Annotated in this window: 12 protein-coding genes; 8 read left to right on the top strand and 4 right to left on the bottom strand. The window is 59.6% G+C overall.

Going from position 1 to position 17,273, the window contains the following annotated elements:
* Nucleotides 1-74: 74 nt before the first annotated feature.
* The 4 genes from IEX41_RS01240 (at nt 75) to IEX41_RS01225 (ending at nt 6,183) form a co-directional block, all read left to right on the top strand.
* Nucleotides 75-2,012, top strand: coding sequence for a methyl-accepting chemotaxis protein (locus tag IEX41_RS01240; protein WP_229672866.1), 1,938 nt, complete (start codon nt 75-77; stop codon nt 2,010-2,012).
* 321 nt (nt 2,013-2,333) lie between these two features.
* Nucleotides 2,334-3,002 (top strand): phosphoribosylformylglycinamidine synthase subunit PurQ, encoded by a 669-nt coding sequence (gene purQ, locus IEX41_RS01235; protein WP_188788045.1) that lies wholly within the window; start codon nt 2,334-2,336, stop codon nt 3,000-3,002.
* A 37-nt stretch (nt 3,003-3,039) separates the two neighbouring features.
* Nucleotides 3,040-4,806: a sensor histidine kinase gene (locus IEX41_RS01230; RefSeq protein ID WP_188789204.1), complete on the top strand. Its 1,767-nt coding sequence runs from the start codon at nt 3,040-3,042 to the stop codon at nt 4,804-4,806.
* A gap of 42 nt (nt 4,807-4,848) precedes the next feature.
* A complete protein-coding gene (locus IEX41_RS01225) occupies nt 4,849-6,183 on the top strand; it encodes a sigma-54-dependent transcriptional regulator (RefSeq protein ID WP_188788043.1) in 1,335 nt (444 codons plus the stop codon).
* 651 nt (nt 6,184-6,834) lie between these two features.
* Here the strand turns inward: IEX41_RS01225 and IEX41_RS01220 are convergent.
* Nucleotides 6,835-7,776, bottom strand: a complete 942-nt coding sequence (locus tag IEX41_RS01220; protein WP_188788041.1) for a YihY/virulence factor BrkB family protein — start codon at nt 7,774-7,776, stop codon at nt 6,835-6,837.
* Between the two features lie 655 nt (nt 7,777-8,431).
* A complete protein-coding gene (locus IEX41_RS21795; protein WP_373285599.1) occupies nt 8,432-8,806 on the bottom strand; it encodes a transposase in 375 nt (124 codons plus the stop codon).
* A 1,370-nt stretch (nt 8,807-10,176) separates the two neighbouring features.
* Here IEX41_RS21795 and IEX41_RS01210 point away from each other — a divergent pair.
* Nucleotides 10,177-10,407, top strand: coding sequence for a hypothetical protein (locus IEX41_RS01210; protein WP_188788038.1), 231 nt, complete (start codon nt 10,177-10,179; stop codon nt 10,405-10,407).
* Between the two features lie 178 nt (nt 10,408-10,585).
* Here the strand turns inward: IEX41_RS01210 and IEX41_RS01205 are convergent, their stop codons facing one another.
* Nucleotides 10,586-11,512: an exonuclease domain-containing protein gene (locus IEX41_RS01205; protein ID WP_188788036.1), complete on the bottom strand. Its 927-nt coding sequence runs from the start codon at nt 11,510-11,512 to the stop codon at nt 10,586-10,588.
* A gap of 809 nt (nt 11,513-12,321) precedes the next feature.
* Between IEX41_RS01205 and IEX41_RS01200 the strand changes: the two genes are divergently transcribed.
* The gene (locus tag IEX41_RS01200; RefSeq protein ID WP_188788034.1) at nt 12,322-13,377 is read left to right on the top strand and encodes an ATP-binding protein; all 1,056 of its coding nucleotides are present in this window, start codon (nt 12,322-12,324) and stop codon (nt 13,375-13,377) included.
* The gene (locus IEX41_RS01195; RefSeq protein WP_188788033.1) at nt 13,370-13,714 is read left to right on the top strand and encodes an STAS-like domain-containing protein; all 345 of its coding nucleotides are present in this window, start codon (nt 13,370-13,372) and stop codon (nt 13,712-13,714) included. The genes IEX41_RS01200 and IEX41_RS01195 overlap by 8 nt, the downstream gene beginning before the upstream one ends.
* Nucleotides 13,715-14,470: 756 nt before the next feature.
* Here the strand turns inward: IEX41_RS01195 and IEX41_RS01190 are convergent.
* Complete coding sequence (locus IEX41_RS01190) at nt 14,471-14,926, bottom strand: SRPBCC family protein (RefSeq protein ID WP_188788030.1); 456 nt, start codon at nt 14,924-14,926, stop codon at nt 14,471-14,473.
* A 410-nt stretch (nt 14,927-15,336) separates the two neighbouring features.
* Here IEX41_RS01190 and IEX41_RS01185 point away from each other — a divergent pair, with 410 nt between their 5' ends.
* Entirely contained in the window at nt 15,337-17,199 is a 1,863-nt protein-coding gene (locus IEX41_RS01185) for a sensor histidine kinase (protein ID WP_188788029.1), read from the top strand.
* Nucleotides 17,200-17,273 lie beyond the last annotated feature (74 nt).

Here is a 17,273-nt window from a genome sequence, read left to right as displayed (position 1 = left end):
CTGAATCTTCAGCTTCCATTCATGGCTTGGCGTTACCCAGCAGGAAAACCACCTGCCCAGGAGCGCGCCAGCCCATGAAACTCCTCCGGACCTCCATCAAGGCAAGGCTTATGGCCAGCCTGACGTTTCTGTTGCTCGTGACCTGCCTGTCCTTGCTGTTCGTGTTCGACAGGGCCGAGCGGCAGGCAGCGTCGGAATCCGCACAAGCGCAACAGGATGTATCCCTTAGAATCCTGATCGATCAGTTCCAGTCGCAGTTCCCCGGGGTGGAGGTCGATTATGATGACGCTGGCCGGATCGAGGAGGTGCGTTGGAATGCCATTGCCGATCTGGCCGGCCATGCCCTGATCGACAGGGTGGGCCAGATCTCGGGTGAAACGGCAACGGTGTTCGGCTGGGTCCCCGAAGAAGGTGATTTCATCCGTCTTTCCACCAACATCATCAAGCCCGATGGCAACCGTGCCGTTGGAACTTGGCTTGGCACCTCCAACCCGGTCCACGCCTCGATGATGAACGAAGAAACCTTCCGCGGCGAAGCGGTGATCCTCGGCAATCCCTACTACACTGTGTACGAGCCGATCTTGTCGGGCAGCGGTGATGTCATTGGTATTTTCTATGTCGGCGTCGATCGCAGTGTCGTCGATGCACAGCTGTGGTCAACGCGGCTGACCGGCCTGATTGCCGCCGGCGTGGCGATGTTCCTTGGGGCAGCCATCCTTTGGTGGCTACTGAGCCGCAATGTCAGCCCTCTACACCAGATCTCAGAGCGTATCCGCGAGATGTCCGAGGGTGAGCTTATGGAGGACGTGCCTTGCCGCCACCGTGCCGACGAGCTCGGCACCGTGGCGCGGGCAGTGGACAGCTTTCGCTCCCAGTTGATCCAGTCGCGGCAGAAGGACGCGGAACTCGAACAGCGTCGTGCGTCGCAGGAAGTCGCCGTTCGGGTCCTTCGTGAAGGTCTCGAACAGCTGGCGGCCCGGGATCTGAGCGCGCGCATCGGCGAAGATGTCAGTCTGCCGCCCGAATATGCCGAACTGCGGGCCGACTTCAACGCTGGGGTGGAAAGCCTCCAACAGGCGATGGACGCGGTTGGCGCAGTTGCCTTCGGGGTGCGTGGGGCAGCCTCGGAAATCGGGTCTACCTCCGACGATCTTGCCCGCCGGGTCGAAGAGCAGGCTGCCACACTCGAGAAATCCGCCGGGTCTCTCGATGCGCTGGCAAGCACTGGCACCGAGATCGCCAACAATGCCGAAAAGGCGGACAAGGTTGCCACGAACAGCCGCCGGCTTTCTGCCGAAAGCGAACAGGTCCTCGGCCGTGCCATCGAAGCCATCGCCCGCATCGAAGATGCTTCGTCCAAGATCAACAATATCATCATCGCGATCGATGATATCGCATTCCAGACCAACCTTCTGGCGCTGAACGCCGGGGTCGAAGCGGCGCGTGCCGGCGACGCCGGGCGCGGTTTTGCAGTTGTGGCATCCGAAGTGCGAAGCCTCGCTCAGACCGCCGCCGAAGCGGCGCAGGAAATCAAGACCCTTATTCGCGCCAGCAACGACGAGGTACGGGAAGGCAGCAACCTCGTTCAGCAGACCGGCGCATCGCTCGGGCAGATGCTCGAACAGGTGGACCTTTTGGGCAGCCTTATTTCCCATATTGCGGTTTCGGTCCGCAGCCAGACCGACGGCCTGAGCGAGATCAACAGCGGGATGCAGCAGCTTGAAGCCATGACACAGCACAATGCGGCCGTGGTTGAAGAGCTGAATGCAGCCGGCCAGAGCCTCAACAGCGAAGCGCAGCGCCTGTCTGAAACGCTCGATGTGTTCGATAGCGCAGGGGGGGCTACCGGTCCGTCGGCAGAGGTTGCCACTTCGAAGAACCTGCTGGAACAGGCGCCCGTGGCAAGCTCCTGGTCGGATGAGATGAAGGCTTGGGACGCAAAGAGCGCCAAGGTCAGCCCCGGTCCGAAGGTCGCGGTCGCTGCAAACGGCGATGGCTGGGCAGACTTCTGAGATGGCAGCGCAGTGGGGGGGCTTGCGTGCAATAGAAGGTCCTGAGACGCCTTTCCGCAAGCCGCAAGCCGCAAGCCGCAAGCCGCAAGCCGCAAGCCGCAAGCCGCAAGCCGCAAGCCGCAAGCCGCAAGCCGCAAGCCGCAAGCCGCAAGCCGCAAGCCGCAAGCCCCATGATGCCAGTTGTGCAACCGAGCAGCCGACAGAAGAACGATGAAGGAGCTTGGCGACAGGGTACAAAGCTTGGATGCAAGATTGCACCGCAGATTGAAAGCCGCTATGCGATGCGGCGACACGCCTCTCCGCCAGCCTAGGGAGTTCCTCATGAAAGCTGCCGTCATCGTCTTCCCTGGTTCCAACTGCGACCGGGATCTCGCCGAAGGGTTCCGTAAAGCGGGTCTCGATGTAGAGATGGTCTGGCACAAGGATACGGCCCTGCCGTCCGGCATCGACATCGTGGGCATCCCCGGCGGCTTTTCCTTCGGAGATTACCTGCGCTGCGGCGCCATCGCTGCCAACTCCCCGATCTGTCACGAAGTGAAATCGCACGCTGAACGTGGCGGATATGTTCTTGGGATCTGCAATGGCTTCCAGGTTCTGACGGAAACCAAGATCCTGCCCGGCGCTTTGCTGCGCAACGGCGGGCTCAAGTACATCTGCCGGACCGTCGGCCTCGAGCTGCGCGAAAACCAGTCGATCTTTACCCGTGGCTACGAAGCGGGCGAGACCATCGGAATTCCGATCGCCCACCACGACGGCAACTACACTGCCGACGATGCGACGCTCGACATGCTTGAGGGCGAGGGCCGGGTGGCGTTCCGCTACACCGACAACCCCAACGGGTCCGACCGCGACATTGCCGGCATCCTGTCGGACAACCGCCGCGTGCTGGGTATGATGCCGCACCCGGAACGCGCCTGCGATCCGTCCCAGGGCAACGAGGACGGTGCGCGCCTTTTCGCCAATCTGACCTCGGCACTGGCAGAAGCTTGACTTGAGCCTCCGACACGTGGCGCGTAACCTGCGCCGCATGTCGGGAAAGAGCACAGAGACCTCAAGACACAATCGCAAATCCGGGCCATTGGGCTGGCGGGTTCGCGTTGCGCTTGGCGTCCTTGTCCTGCTCGCGGTGACCACGGTGTGGATCACCAACCTGATGCTCACCGACAGGTTTACCGAAAGTACACGAAACCGGGCCGAGCTGCGCCTTGCGCTGTACTCCGGCAATATCCTGTCGGAACTGCGCCGCAACGCCATCGTGCCTCAGCTCCTGTCGCGCGACCCGGCTTTGATCGGGGCCTTGAATTCAGGCGATTTCAGCCAGTCTTCTCAACGGCTTATCTCTTACGTGGATGAAATTGGTGCGGCCTCGTTGATCCTGCTGGATCGCGATGGGCGTATCGTTGCCGCCACCGACCGCAACCGGCTTGGCGAGCAGCATCGCAACGCACCGCATTTTGTTGACGCGCTGCGTTCGAACACGACGGTCTTCACCACGCAGGCCCGTGAGGCAGGCGGCTATAGCTTCACCTATTCACGCCGGCTCGAGGTGCAGAACTCCGTCATCGGCGTGATCGTCGTCGAGGTGGACCTGGCCAAGTTTGAACGGGCCTGGGCCGGCATCACGGACGCTGTCGCCGTGCTGAATTCCGAAGGTACGATCGTGCTTGCCACCGAGCCGCGCTGGCGCGGACGGACCATTGCCGAGGCGCTTGCCCGGCAAAGCCCCGAGGGTGCCATCGAGCGCGCCATCAAGGCAACCGCAGATTGGACTGCCTTGCCGCCCGACGCTTACGTGGCGGGCGAGGCGGTGATGCGCGTCGATGGCCGTATACCGTTCCGTGGCTGGACCATGGCGACCTTCACCACCTATGCCTCGGTGCGCGAGAAGGTGAACGCGGTGCTCGCGCTCGAGATCATGGGCTTTGCCCTGTTGGCCGCGCTGGCGTTTTACGCGCTATCGCGCCGGACCGCCCTGCGCATGGCGCTGTTCCAGCGGGAATCCCTTGAATTGCGCCGTCTCAACGCGCGGCTGCAGCGTGAGATCGCGGAACGCGAGAGGGTTCAGCAGAACCTTGCTTCCGCCGAGCAAACGCTTGAACAAAGTAGCAAACTTGCCGCCTTGGGTGAGATGTCAGCCGCCGTGAGCCACGAGCTGAACCAGCCGCTTGCGGCGATGAAGACCTATCTTGCGGGCGCGCGGCTCTTGTTGCGCCGCAACCGCCCGGAAGAGGCGATGACCGCCTTCCACCGCATCGATGACCTGATCGAACGCATGGGCGCCATCACCCGGCAGCTCAAATCCTATGCCCGCAAGGGGCAGGAGCAACTTAGCCCGGTGGACATGGCCGATGCGCTTGCCTCGGCGCTGTCGATGATGGAGCCGCAGCTGAAAACGCGTCGCGTGCGGATTTCCAAGATCCTGCCCGACGTGCCGGTGCGCGTGATGGGCGACCGTATGCGGATCGAACAGGTGCTCGTGAACCTGTTGCGCAATGCCATCGATGCCACGAAATCCGAAGCACACCCGGAGATCGAGATCATTCTCGCCAGCGGCGAAACCGCCGTTCTGAGCGTGCGCGACAACGGTCACGGCATCGAGGATCTCGATGAGTTGTTCGAACCGTTCTACACCACGAAGCAGCCCGGCGATGGCACGGGCCTCGGGCTTGCGATCAGTTCTGGCATCGTCGCGGACCTTGGCGGCAGGCTCACGGCGCGGAACGGAACCGACGGAGGGGCTGTTTTTGAGATGCAGCTCCCTATCTTGAATGAAAGCGCTGACGCCGCAGAATGACGGCGCGGCCATGCGAAGGCTTGGAAAAGGCGAAAGACACGAATGACAAAAGCCATGAAGATTGCCATCGTTGATGATGAAAAGGACATGCGCCAGTCCATCAGCCAGTGGCTAGCGCTGTCCGGTTACGACACCGAGAGCTTTGGCAGTGCCGAAGAGGCACTGTCCACCCTGAGCCCGGATTATCCCGGGATCGTCATTTCGGACATCCGCATGCCGGGCATGGACGGGATACAGTTTCTCAAGAAGCTCATGGGCAATGATAGCACGTTGCCGGTCATCATGATTACCGGCCATGGCGACGTTCCCATGGCGGTCGAGGCCATGCGCCTCGGCGCCTATGATTTCCTTGAAAAGCCGTTCAACCCCGACCGCATGTCCGAACTGGCCAAGAAGGCGACCAACGCGCGCCGCCTGACGCTGGACAACCGTGCCCTGCGCAAGGAGCTGTCGGACGGTGGCCAGATCATGTCAAAGCTGATCGGCCAGAGCCCGGCGATGGAGCGTCTGCGTGAAGATGTGCTGGACCTCGGCCAGGCGGACGGTCATGTGCTGATCGACGGTGAAACCGGCACCGGCAAGACGCTGATCGCCCATGCGCTGCACGCGGTCGGCAGCCGGGCAGGGAAGAAGTTCGTGCTGCTGTCCTGTGCCGCCATGGATGAGGACGCGCTGATGCAGCGCCTCTTTGGCCCGATGCAACCCGAGGACACGCGCCTTCCGGCCATGGAAGAGGCCCGCGGCGGTACGCTTGTTCTCGAGGACGTGGAGAGCCTTACCGACAGTGCGCAGGCGCGGTTGCTGTCGGTCATCAACGATCAGGGCAATCCGCCCGAAACCCGCATCGTCGCGATCTGCAACCTGCAGGACGAGGGCCGTACCTGTGAAAGCGCACTGCGCCCGGATCTCTATTACCGGCTTGCGGCGCTCAAGATCACCGTGCCGCCGCTGCGGTCGCGCGGCGAGGACATCCTGACGCTGTTCACACGTCTGTCCGAGGATTTCGCCGACGAATACGGCTGCGATGCACCGCAGGTCAGCGCGCAGGAGGCGGCTCAGCTGCTTCAGGCGCCGTGGCCCGGCAACGTGCGCCAGCTCATCAATCTTGCCGAGCGGGCGGTGCTGCAATCGCGGCGGGGGCAGGGTACTATCGCGTCCCTGCTGATGAACGACCACGAAGACATGCAGCCGGTGATGACCACCGAGGGCAAGCCGCTCAAGGAATATGTCGAGGCGTTTGAGCGCATGCTCATCGACAACACCATGCGGCGCCACAAGGGGGCGATTTCGTCGGTGATGGACGAGCTGTGCCTGCCGCGCCGGACCCTCAACGAGAAGATGGCCAAGTATGGCCTGCAGCGCGCCGATTACCTCTGATCCGCGCGCGGCTGCTGTCGCAAAGCTGTTGCAGAAGGTTCATGGAACCGAATCCGGTCTGACCTAATCCATGGGTCGGGCCGGGTTCTATGCCCTGCCGTCCACGGATCACGTGTCAAACGGAGAGTGCTGCGCCATGATGATCATCAACCCGCTCCGCTTCGTACTTGCCTGCTGCTTCCTACCGGCGCGCAATGGTCTGGTTCAGGAGATCTTGCGCCGTCGCAGTGTCTACTGAGACCGGCGCTGCGTTGGCCCTCGTGCACCCGTGGCGCTTACCTGTCAGAATGCTTCCCGAGGATTGTTGTTGTTGGAGCGAGGCCTGTCTGGTGTGACGGCGCCTTACAGCCGAGGCCCACGCGGGGAGCATAAGGCTCATCATCAACCGGCGCTGACACGCCTTCGGTCACCCAGCTGGCCGGCCTGCTGAAGCGCAAACCGCCGTGACTGGTACGCTTGACCTCTATCCCTTCCTTGCTCTCTGCGTATGTGCGACCAGGCAGCAATGGGGCGGATTGAGCGAGCCCTGCTATCGACCCACGCAAAGCCCTCTTATACCCAAAGAGGGAACGCAGCGGTAAGCATGATGGTGCACGAGGGCACCAAGCGTTGAACGGGCTCCCACACTCGGCGCCATGGAAGCCTCGCTATTTATCCGCGGCCGCGCATCGCGCGTGACAGGCGGCGGATGCGTATCGCCCGGTTGAGCTCTCCGCCAAAAATGAGAACCAGCGCAGCCAAATACATGAAGTACAGGGCCGCAATGATCCCCGCGAGGCCGCCGTAGTAGCTTGCGTAGGAGGCAAAATGCGCGAGGTAGAACGAGAAGGCGACTGTCAGCAGGATCCACGACGCAACCGTGAACAGCACGCCCGGATAGATCGACGAAAAGCGCGTGCGCCGGGCCGGGAGGAGCACGTGGGCCAGAAACAGGGACGCGATCAGAATGAGCGCGGCCGAAGGGTAGCGCACGAGGCTCACCGTCACGGAGGCCGGGTCGAAACTGGGGAACAGGACGTGCAGCCACGAGCCGGCGCGGGGGGCGAGCACAAGGAGGTAGCCCACCAGGACCAGGACCAGGCTGGCGATCAGCACCATCAGCGCCATCAGCGGATAGAGCACGTACCAGGGGCGCGTCTCGCGGATCCCGTAGGCCCGGTTGAGGCCCACCCGGATGCCGTCGACACCGCCCAGTGCAAACCAGATGGTAAGCAGGATGCCGAGCGACAGCACCCCGCCGCGCTGCACCGTCATCACCTGGCGGACCTCGGAGACGATGGGTTCGATCAAGGTATCCGGCACGATCGCGATCAGGAACGAGATCAGGTCTTCGGCCATGCTCTGATTTCCGAAGAAGGCGGTCAGGGAAGACGTGAAGATCAGGAACGGGAAGACGGCCATGAGGACGCGGAAGGCGACATTTCCGGCCAGCCCGAAGGCGTCATCGCTCCAGAGCCGCAAGCCGCCCTCGCGAAAGATCGCCCATACAACGCGCCATCCTGTGCCGCGAAGCAATGCTTCCGGGTTGTCTGTGACGATGCCTTGGGTGATGACGGCATCACGACCTGCTTCGGTCGGTGGGCGTTCGGCCATTCCGTGTCTCTCGTGTTGGACTCACGTCTTACTTAGGCGCTTATGCCGGCCCGGCCACACCGACCGGCGGGGGGACTCGTTGCTGCGGATCATTTGACCTTTAGTGGGTACCGCAGCTGGATCCCCATCGGCATTCCGGTGGCCAAGGACCTGATAATCCATGACGGTGTGGGCGGCCTCGTCTGTTGACGCCATCTTTCAGCGCCGCCGCCTGGTCTGGATTGACGGCGTCTGCGCCACAAAGAGACTGCGGATCGCAATGAACCTTTCCGAGACGCAACCTTGTCGCGTCAAAGGGGGGCCGGCTGGATCGCGGCTGCCACAAGCTGATGCACCCTTGGCATCATGCCGCTCGCACCTGCGCCGGAACCTGTTGTGAGCGAAGCCTGCCGCCAAAAAGGCGTGGCCTTTCGCATCAAGCTGACGGAGCTTGCTTTGGCTCGGGACCGCATGAGACATCCGAGGGAGGGACCGCCTTGTGACCACACAGCCTGGTGGTTGGTTTGTTCGGGACGGCCAGCCATATGAACAGCCGATGGCGCGTCTTAGCCCTCCATCTTGATGCCGGTGCTGACTGTCACCCGGCAGGGCATCCCGGAGTGATGTTCCGAGAGGGCGCAATCAGATTTGCAGCCGCTATACGAGACCGTCACGTTCAAGTTTTTCCGGACCCTCTCGGCTGCATCTTGCAATCGCGCCTGCCGGGCAGCGGACGTGACAGAGTGTTGACGTCCGTCCCGGACCAATCGAGCCCGGACGGTTCGGGCAGGCTCGCCACGAAACCGCGCCAGTGTCGAAGGACCAATGGCACGCCTTGGCGAAACGTCGGCCTCAAGAGGGCCTTGAAAATGAGGCATGCTTGGATCGCAGCGCCGGCACAGGCCTTCTGACGGGGGCGACGGCCCAACAGGATGGCGTCCCACTGCATTGAGGGATCGACCCAAACGATCAGTGGTCCGCGCGGCCTCGGCGGCTTGTCGTCAGTTTGCCAACTGGCCGTCTTGGAAGGCGTCTTTGGAGGTCTGCTCATACCTTGCGGTGACCATATTGGAGGCCCGGGGACCCCTCACCCTCGTGCGCGACAACGCCCATCATCTTCAATGAAGCCATCAAGCGCGCTGGCGTTGTCATGGTGGGCCGCCCGATCGGAACACCTTTTCCCGCGTGATAGGCCACAACTCAGACATGATTAAGGACCGCCTGCTCGGCGGCCACGGCCCGGCGGAGGCCGACGCCTTCAGCCATCATTAGGGCAGGGCGCTCAACGCGCTCATTGAGAGGCTGCAGGCGGCGGATGGGCCGGGCCTGAAGATCCTGGGCCACAACCAGCCCGCGGTGAAAGACGGTTCCAGGCTCTCGATGCCGGTGCGGCTTAGTGCGCACCGGGGCCAGCCCGCGGCCAGGGACGACCCGGCGACCATCACGACCCGCCACCGCTGGCGCTTTGCCCGAGCCCGCAACCGGACGGACGTCGTCCTCGTTCAGGCCTTAGGGTTAAAACTTTCCCACACCCCACGCGGACGCGTGCCGCTTAATTCTGGAAGGATGTGACCAAGAAAAAGGGTCACCGCTGTTGCGCCCGTTCATAATGCTGCCGCTTGCGGGCCTCGCCGTTACGCTGGTGCGGGCCTATGACAAGGCACAGGGCCTCGTCGCGAACGAGATCGGCAGCACCTCAAGCCTCAGCGGATTTTGCTCTATGGCCCTTGCAGCAGTGGCACCTTTGGGTGATCGCGTTGGGTGATGAGGCCTGGGAGGAGCATCTGAGAAATGATGCGCTTTGCTTGCATGCAATGCTGAGTTCTCGAAACAGCAATGCGACCTCCCCTTAAATCGGTTGCTTGAAAAGCCGGCGTGTATTATCTTAGGTTGTGTGGCATCCCAATGTCACCATCCTGATCACGTTGCGATGCTTGATCGGTTTGGCCGCAAAGCTCGACGGGGCTTTGCGGCCCTCTCTCTCGAAAGGCGTAGGTGTGAAGGTGCGATAGATTGCTCGCGTCTCTGTGGCGTGCTCGACGGAAAAGGGCCCGTTGCGATATCTCACCCATCGCAAGCAGCAAACTCACCACCATCGGTGGCAATGTCGCTTGCGAGATCCTGTGCTTGGGTGCGGTCGCCGGGCGCTTTTCCGAGAGGAACCGCAGCCCTTATCTGGGCCGCACAGCATAGCCCGGCACGCCGTTCAGATGCCGCAGTGTCCGACGGCTCAGAGATGGTCTGGGATACATCACGCCCCAATGGTCTGATAAATATAGATGGAATGGGAGGGATTGGAGCGGGTGAAGGGATACTGAAAATCCGGATTTTCGCCGGGAAATCAGTGAAGAGGTGTCCCACATGTCGGCATTTTGCGACTGAGCGAAATCAAGAGGTTAAGCGACAGGTGTCCCACGGAAAATGACGCTGGTCCGTTGCCTCGCTTATGACCTCGAGCCTGCGGATCTGACCCTCGATGAAGCGCCGTCCGATCGCCTCGAGCAGTTCAGCCCACCGATCCCCCGCAGCACCTATCCCTACCGTGACTTTGGCGTCGCGCAGCGCGAGCGGTTCCTCGACAAGGGCGGGCAGGTGGTCTTTGAGGTCGCGAAGGACGGCCTTGATACGCCGCTGGACGGCAAGGTGACTTGAGCCTCTTGGAATACGTCCGGCTCGTTTCAGGGAGACGAGCTCAGCGGGAAGGCTCTTTCGTCCGCTCAAACTCTACGCAGTCAGTAAATTCGGACATGGTGAGTGCCAAGCCCGAATTTCGGATACTTGGCATCTCTTGGGGCGTCCAAGCCTGTTGCAAAGGACGGATAGGGAAACGTCAGCTCACGGCGATTAGCGCGAGAAAGTCAGTCTCGCCGATGATTCTCAGCTCGCACCCTTTGGCAATTAGCGCCTCAGCCTTCCGATGCTTTGCGCTCTTGCTTTCATCCTCCGCCAGCGCTGAGAGGTCTTGGTCGCCAACGACCAGAAGATGAACGTTCTTCGACACGCTTTGCGCCGTGGTGATGCCCGCACGCGACGCGACCTCGGCAGTCTCCCGGCGAGTCATGGTGAGAGCCCCTGTAAATACCGCGATCTTGCCGGACAGCGGTGCGTCAGTGCAGCCGGTGCGTGCGACCGATGCCTTCCTGGTCGGCCGTGTTTGGCTTGGGCCGAGGATGTCCTGGTAAGGCATGCCCATCTGCGCCTCCGCCAGCAACACGATCTCGGCCGAAGCGCGGGCATCCTCGCCGGCGTCGTGATGCCGGAAATCCAGCCCCAGCGCAGTCTTGAGATGGCTGAGCCCATGCCCCCCGTTGCCCTTGAATTCAGGCCAGGCGCGTCGGGCGATCTTGACGCTGTCGTTCCATTGCAGGGGTGCGGAGATACGGTTGCAGGCCTCGGTCGCGCTTTTGATGGCCCGGGAGTCGAACGAGCTGTGCTGGAACAGGGCGTGCCGCTCGAGGAAGTCACCAACCGCGTCCAGGAAGTCCTCGAACAGGGGCTCACCCGAGACATGCTCGGGGCGGATGCCGTGGATCTGGATGTTCATTGCCCCGAAGTGGCACTGCGGATTGATCAGAAGCGTAACAACTTCTTCCACATAATTATCGCCGACGCAGGCGAGACCGATCTGGCAGATGCTGCCAGCGTCAGAGTTGGCTGTCTCAACATCGATCGCGATGAACCTGTAGCTCTTCGAAAGAACAGCCTCGAGGGCACTGAAGGCGTTCGATGTTGACGTGCGAAGAGTATGGTTGACCATGTTGGAGCCAGTCCGGAGGTAGTAGATTGCGGCTGCATTGCAGCGTTTTGGCTATGCAGAGTCAACCTGCTGCCATGGCTCAGCCATGCGGGGTAGGTCGGCGCACTGGGTTGCTGTCGGGGTGGCGGGATCCGTCCGACACAGCGGTTCTACAGACGCCGCCCGTTGGCGACATTCTTAAAGCGCTAAGCGTGACACCAGGCGCTGTCAGAAAGGGCGGGGAGCGGACCTTCGCTGCGGACGCCAAGGTGCCCCGGTCGACCCGAGGAAGCGGACATTCAGTGAGGAACATGGGGCAGTAGCCGCCTGGACGACACGAAGGGCGGAATACCGATCTTCGTTGCTATGACCCGCTAAGCGAGAAGGAACGACAAGCGGCCGACCTACTTCTTAGCTGCATCAAAGTTCTGGATGGGCGATCGGGCATAGGTAACCACTTGAAATACAGCTTCAAACCACCCTACGTCACTTAAAGTAAGATAGTTCAGCCTTGCGCGCGCACAAGGTAGTCCACTAGCTTGATCTGGAGGACGCGAAGAACTTGCGCTGAGAAAGCTCACAACGTACATGCCGCGCTGCACAACGTAACTTTTCAGTTGGCCGACTTATAGATGAAGAAGCTCACCCCTCGTTATAAGGCCATATTGGCGCATCGATCAGTGAGAGCGCAGAGACACCACGTTCGTCGGGCTCGTAGATTGACGGCCATTCGGAGTTTCTCGTCGCAAGGCGTCCCTAATCCCAAGGCCTTTAAGGTACGCATTTGGGACGGTCAGCAAGAGCGCACAGCACTCTGTATGAAACCTCCAATGAACCCGCCTCATCTCATAAATTTTGAGGATGGAATTGAAGATACTCTCCTCTTCCTAAAGTCTATTAGAGAAAAGATGGGGAGAAAAAGATCTCCATCATCTAATCGTGTAAATTGGGTGAAAGAGATTCCCAATCGCTTGCCACGTATTTCTACGTTCTATGATTTCTCTAAGATTGAATCTATATCTGTATCGGCTGCACTTGTCATCGCATCATGCTATGACCGAGCACGACGTATGTCCGGTATAACACCCCCAGCCATTAATTACGGTGAGTGGCCTCAAGACGTTTTTCAGGTTTTACATGATGTGGGATTCTTTGAGTTCGTTGGGCATGTGGGGGTTGGCTCTGGAATACCTGTCCACATTGGAGGTGTTTCTGGTCGAAAAGTGACTAGTGCTGTGTCCGGGACTAATGCAAATGGTCTGGAAGAATGTTCGGACCGTGTATTGGAACTGCTAAGGTTCCTTTCGGTTGATGACGAGTATGCTGAACAGCTGCTGATAGATATCAATAGCGTTGTTAGCGAAGCTATGATCAATGTCGCTCGTCATGCATACCCCAAAGAATTTGTCGAAAACTCAGAGTACGACACGATTGGACAGTGGTGGTTTGCGGCGCAAGCTGATCGCGATAAACGCGAAATTCGAGTGGTGGTATATGATCAAGGGGCTACAATCCCTGGAACTCTTCCACAGCGGGAATGGTTTAAACATGCAGTCGAAACCATAATGCGATCGGTAGTGCCAGATTTCGATTACGATCGCGATAAGGCTGAACGTATCGGCACGCACGATCAGCACTATATTAACTATTCTATGAAAAAAGGAAAAACTCAGACGCAAGATCCTCAGCGAGGTCTTGGCCTGCCGCAGATGCAATCTTTAATTGATCTTTGTGATGATGGGTCCATCAGCATCGTCAGTAGGTACGGCTTTTATCGATATAGTAAGGGAACTGGCATCACCAAGAGCGGGTTGTCTACCGAGCTAGAAGGCACTTTAGTGGAGTGGCGCCTGTCGCTCCCGGCTGGAGTTGAAACGAATGAGTGAAAATATTATGCTAAAGCTTTCCGACTTTTCAAAATTCCCGTCGGGGCGTGATGACAACGATGGGGATTACAACGGGCAGAAATATAGAGATTCTGTTCTGACCCCCGCATTTCAAACGGCAGTACGTGAGGATAGAATTGTTGAGATCTCTTTAGAAGGCGTTTTGAACTTTGGATCTTCCTTCCTTGAGGAAGCCTTCGGGGGGCTAGTGCGTAAGGGGATAATTCCAAAAAATGAAATTAAGAAGCGGCTGAGTTTAGTGCCTAAAACCCCCTACTATGATAGATATAGCGCTAGCATCTTTGAGCACATTGGGGACGCAAAGGTCGAAAGGTGAGTTCAGGGATATAAAGAGATTATTTCCGTATGCTTTCTATATTTCTGTGGTCCTCTGTCTCGCCTACACCAACTTACCACACATATCTAAGCGCGCTAGCAGCGGTTGGTTTCGGGGCGCTCCTCGCCTTTACTTACACACTGATATTGAACAAAAGGGTCTCGAAGAGAGAGGTTTTACTTGAATTCAGTTCTGACCTTAGGGAAGTTCTGGATCTTTGTGAAGCGTGTTGGCTCGGGAAGTGGGATGATCAAGGGAAGATTCATGAATTGAAGTCTGCAGAGCATAAGCTAGCAAGTAGATTGGCCGCAACAGCTGAGTACCGAGAGGTAATGGCGAAACTGCTCGGAAAAAGGTTTAGCGAGTTTGATAACTTGGATGTAAAACTTTTCACTCGGGCGACAGGTGGAAAATTTCAAACAAAAGATATGGAGGCATCTCCAGAAACGTTTCGAGAGATTTGTCACATTATTTTTAAAATCGAGGCAATCTTACGGCACACCCGTTGTGGGTATTGAAACATTTGTGGGCATTTGGAGAGTTGCCAAGGTCTAGTTCGAGATGCTGCAGTAAAGCTTTTACAAGGCTTGCGAACGGCAGCTTCGGGCCGAGAGCCACGGTCGCCGCTGCCTGCGTGGAGCAGGATTCGCCGCGGCACCGCATGTCTGCTCCGAGCCCCTCTTGCAGCTCGCTGCATATATTGCGGAGTACCGCAGTCCATCTCGCTCCACTTAGTGGCGACACTGGATCGGACAACTAACTCGCAGACCGTTTCGCCTGCATTTCCGCCAACATGCGAACGCGCGGTTCGTGTCGCTTGCGATACAGAAACCGCGCCCAGGCAGCGAAGACCCACGACATCCGGCCCGCGTCGATCTCAATAATGTCACGCAGCCGGGATCCTGATTGGTGCGGTTCAACGGTCAGAGTGTGGCGCCACGACTTGACTCCTGCGCCCTTTTCAAAAGACCGCAATATCATTGCGTCGTCGTCACATTCCAAGACTTCCATGAAATACGGCTGAGCCGGCAACCTTCCAAACAGCGATACCTGGACGGTCATCTTCTGGCCCCGATAGACGCGACCGTTCGGCAAGCCCTCGAAGGTGACAACGCCATCCATAATCTCCCTGAGAGCATCAAGGTCCGTTGCCAACGCCCAGACATCCTTTGCCGGTGAGGCATATTCGTGCTCCAGTTTCACGGTCTTCATGGAAAGTCCTTTGGCTCAAAAAGCTGTACCTGCTTGATTTACCAAACCAGACGTTGGCGCAACCTCAGCGAAAGCCCACTTTGTCCGCACTGCCGACATCGGATCGTAGGAAATGCTGCGCGAAGGCCTGAATGGCCGGTTCGGGCAAGCTGCAGCGCGGCGGGCCCCAACCTGGCGAATGTCCGGAGAGGGCCGGACGCGTGGGGCGAGGCCCCGGCGTAGTCTCGCGGGGCGACCATTCATTTTCTGCGCTAAATTGCTTGACCAAAGCCGAACCGAGGCCGAGCTGATAAACTCGCTTGCCCGAACACCTTGGAGCTCGCCCTCGTGTGATGTCGTCTTTCGGAAAAGACCGGACTATGCCACGATCCTGAGGGCTTCTGGCCTGAGGAATGGACGAAGGAGCAACCATGGGTCTCGATGCGGCAGGGGCGTTCCTGGACGGTGGTGGCAGGATGGGGCAACTCATCCGGGACTACGACTGGGCATCTACGCCTCTTGGCCCGGTGCAGACGTGGCCGCAGTCGCTCCGGTCGGCGCTGTCGATCAGCCTCAACTCCAGCTTCCCGACGGCAATCTACTGGGGGCCCGAGCTTCGGTTGCTCTACAACGATGCCTGGTCACCGATCCCCGCCGAGCGCCATCCCTGGGCGCTTGGCCGTCCGGCGGCGGAAGTCTGGGGTGACATCTGGGAGGTGGTGGGGCCGCAATTCGCGAAGGTACTCGAAACTGGCGAAGGATTCTCCGCCTACGATCAGATGTTGCCGATAAAGCGCGGCGGGATCGTTCAGGAAACCTATTGGAACTACAGCTTCACCGCAATCCGGGGCGAGGACAATCGCATTTCCGGAATATTCAACCAGGGGAACGAGACGACCCAGATCGTACAGGCGCGTCTGAACGCCGCGAAAGAAGTCTCCCGCCTGTCGAGAATGTTTCGGCAAGCCCCTGGCGCGATCGCCATCCTTCGGGGCCCCGACCATGTGTTCGACATTGCCAACCCGGCCTACCTTGATCTTGTTGGGAAGCAGGACCTTCTCGGCAAGGCGGTCAGGGATGTCTTGCCTGAGGTGGTCGATCAGGGCTTCACGGATCTGCTCGACCAAGTTTACTGCACCGGAGAACCCCATGTCGGGCGCGCCGTACCAGTCGCCTTCAACCGAAGCGGCCACACAGAGCAGCGACATGTCGATTTCGTGTTCCAGCCGATTTCTGATGAGGTTGGAGCGCGGCAGGGAATCTTTGTCCAGGCGACAGACGTTACCGAGACGATGCGCGCCCTGACGGCCGTGCGCGACAGCGAGCAGAAATACCATGCGATCGCGAACTCGATCGACCAGATGATCTGGTCGACACGGCCTGACGGGTATCATGACTACTTCAACGACCGGTGGTACGACTTCACGGGTGTTCCGCAGGGCTCGACCGACGGACAGGCATGGAAGGGGATGTTCCATCCCGAGGATCAGGACCGCACGACGGAAGTCTGGGCAGGCAGCTTGGCAACGGGCAAGCCCTACCACATCGAATACCGCCTGCGGCACCGCTCTGGAGAGTATCGCTGGATGATCGGGCGGGCTCAATGCGTGCGCGACGAGAGCGGCCAGATCGTCCGCTGGTACGGAACCTGTACGGATATTCACGCCATCAAGATGGCTGAGGAAAGTCGGCAACTGCTTCTTGACGAGTTGAACCACCGCGTGAAGAACCTGTTCACGCTCGTCGGTGGCATCGTGTCGATGGCGGCGCGCACGAGCGAAACCCCTGCGGAGATGGCCGCCTCGGTTCAGGGGCGCATGCAGGCGTTGGCGCAAGCCCACAACCTGATCCGGTTCAGCGGTCAGGGGACCATCACATCGGGCACCGTGTCGCTCAGCGATCTGGTCGACCAGATCCTGGCGCCGCACCTCGGTGGGGATCTCGTCGGTGCAAGTCTTTGTGACGGACCGCAGATGCAGCTTGGCGAACGGGCCGCGACCGGTATGGCCCTGATCTTGCACGAGCTTGCGACCAACGCTGCAAAGTATGGTGCGCTGCTCCAGCCGGGCGGCCACCTTACGATCCGCTGGACGGTCTCCGGGTCTACACTGACGATCACATGGGCCGAGGAATGCCCCACGCCGAAACCAGATGTGGTCTCGGGATCGGGTTTCGGCAGCCGTTTGATCAAGGCAACGGTCGAGGGGCAGTTCATGGGCCGGGTCGACTTTGCATCGACCGCATCCGGCTTCGTTATCCAGATGGAGCTGGAACTGGAGCAGCTTTTGGCCTGAAGGCGACGCGTGGGGTGTATCGGTTTCCTAGTCATTCAGCGTGGCCCTGATCGGCGCAAAATTGGCGGTCAGCA

Source organism: Salipiger pallidus (assembly GCF_014643635.1).
Classification (GTDB): domain Bacteria; phylum Pseudomonadota; class Alphaproteobacteria; order Rhodobacterales; family Rhodobacteraceae; genus Salipiger; species Salipiger pallidus.
This window is presented reverse-complemented; position numbering and strand designations above follow the sequence as displayed.

Excerpts from the sequence above, each read along its gene's own strand:
- IEX41_RS01200 (WP_188788034.1), top strand. The coding sequence starts at position 12,322 with ATGAACCCGCCTCATCTCATAAATTTTGAGGATGGAATTGAAGATACT.
- IEX41_RS01220 (WP_188788041.1), bottom strand. The coding sequence starts at position 7,776 with ATGGCCGAACGCCCACCGACCGAAGCAGGTCGTGATGCCGTCATCACC.
- IEX41_RS21795 (WP_373285599.1), bottom strand. The coding sequence starts at position 8,806 with ATGAGCAGACCTCCAAAGACGCCTTCCAAGACGGCCAGTTGGCAAACT.
- IEX41_RS01210 (WP_188788038.1), top strand. The coding sequence starts at position 10,177 with ATGACGCTGGTCCGTTGCCTCGCTTATGACCTCGAGCCTGCGGATCTG.
- IEX41_RS01205 (WP_188788036.1), bottom strand. The coding sequence starts at position 11,512 with ATGGTCAACCATACTCTTCGCACGTCAACATCGAACGCCTTCAGTGCC.
- IEX41_RS01230 (WP_188789204.1), top strand. The coding sequence starts at position 3,040 with ATGTCGGGAAAGAGCACAGAGACCTCAAGACACAATCGCAAATCCGGG.
- IEX41_RS01190 (WP_188788030.1), bottom strand. The coding sequence starts at position 14,926 with ATGAAGACCGTGAAACTGGAGCACGAATATGCCTCACCGGCAAAGGAT.
- IEX41_RS01185 (WP_188788029.1), top strand. The coding sequence starts at position 15,337 with ATGGGTCTCGATGCGGCAGGGGCGTTCCTGGACGGTGGTGGCAGGATG.
- purQ (WP_188788045.1), top strand. The coding sequence starts at position 2,334 with ATGAAAGCTGCCGTCATCGTCTTCCCTGGTTCCAACTGCGACCGGGAT.
- IEX41_RS01195 (WP_188788033.1), top strand. The coding sequence starts at position 13,370 with ATGAGTGAAAATATTATGCTAAAGCTTTCCGACTTTTCAAAATTCCCG.
- IEX41_RS01240 (WP_229672866.1), top strand. The coding sequence starts at position 75 with ATGAAACTCCTCCGGACCTCCATCAAGGCAAGGCTTATGGCCAGCCTG.
- IEX41_RS01225 (WP_188788043.1), top strand. The coding sequence starts at position 4,849 with ATGACAAAAGCCATGAAGATTGCCATCGTTGATGATGAAAAGGACATG.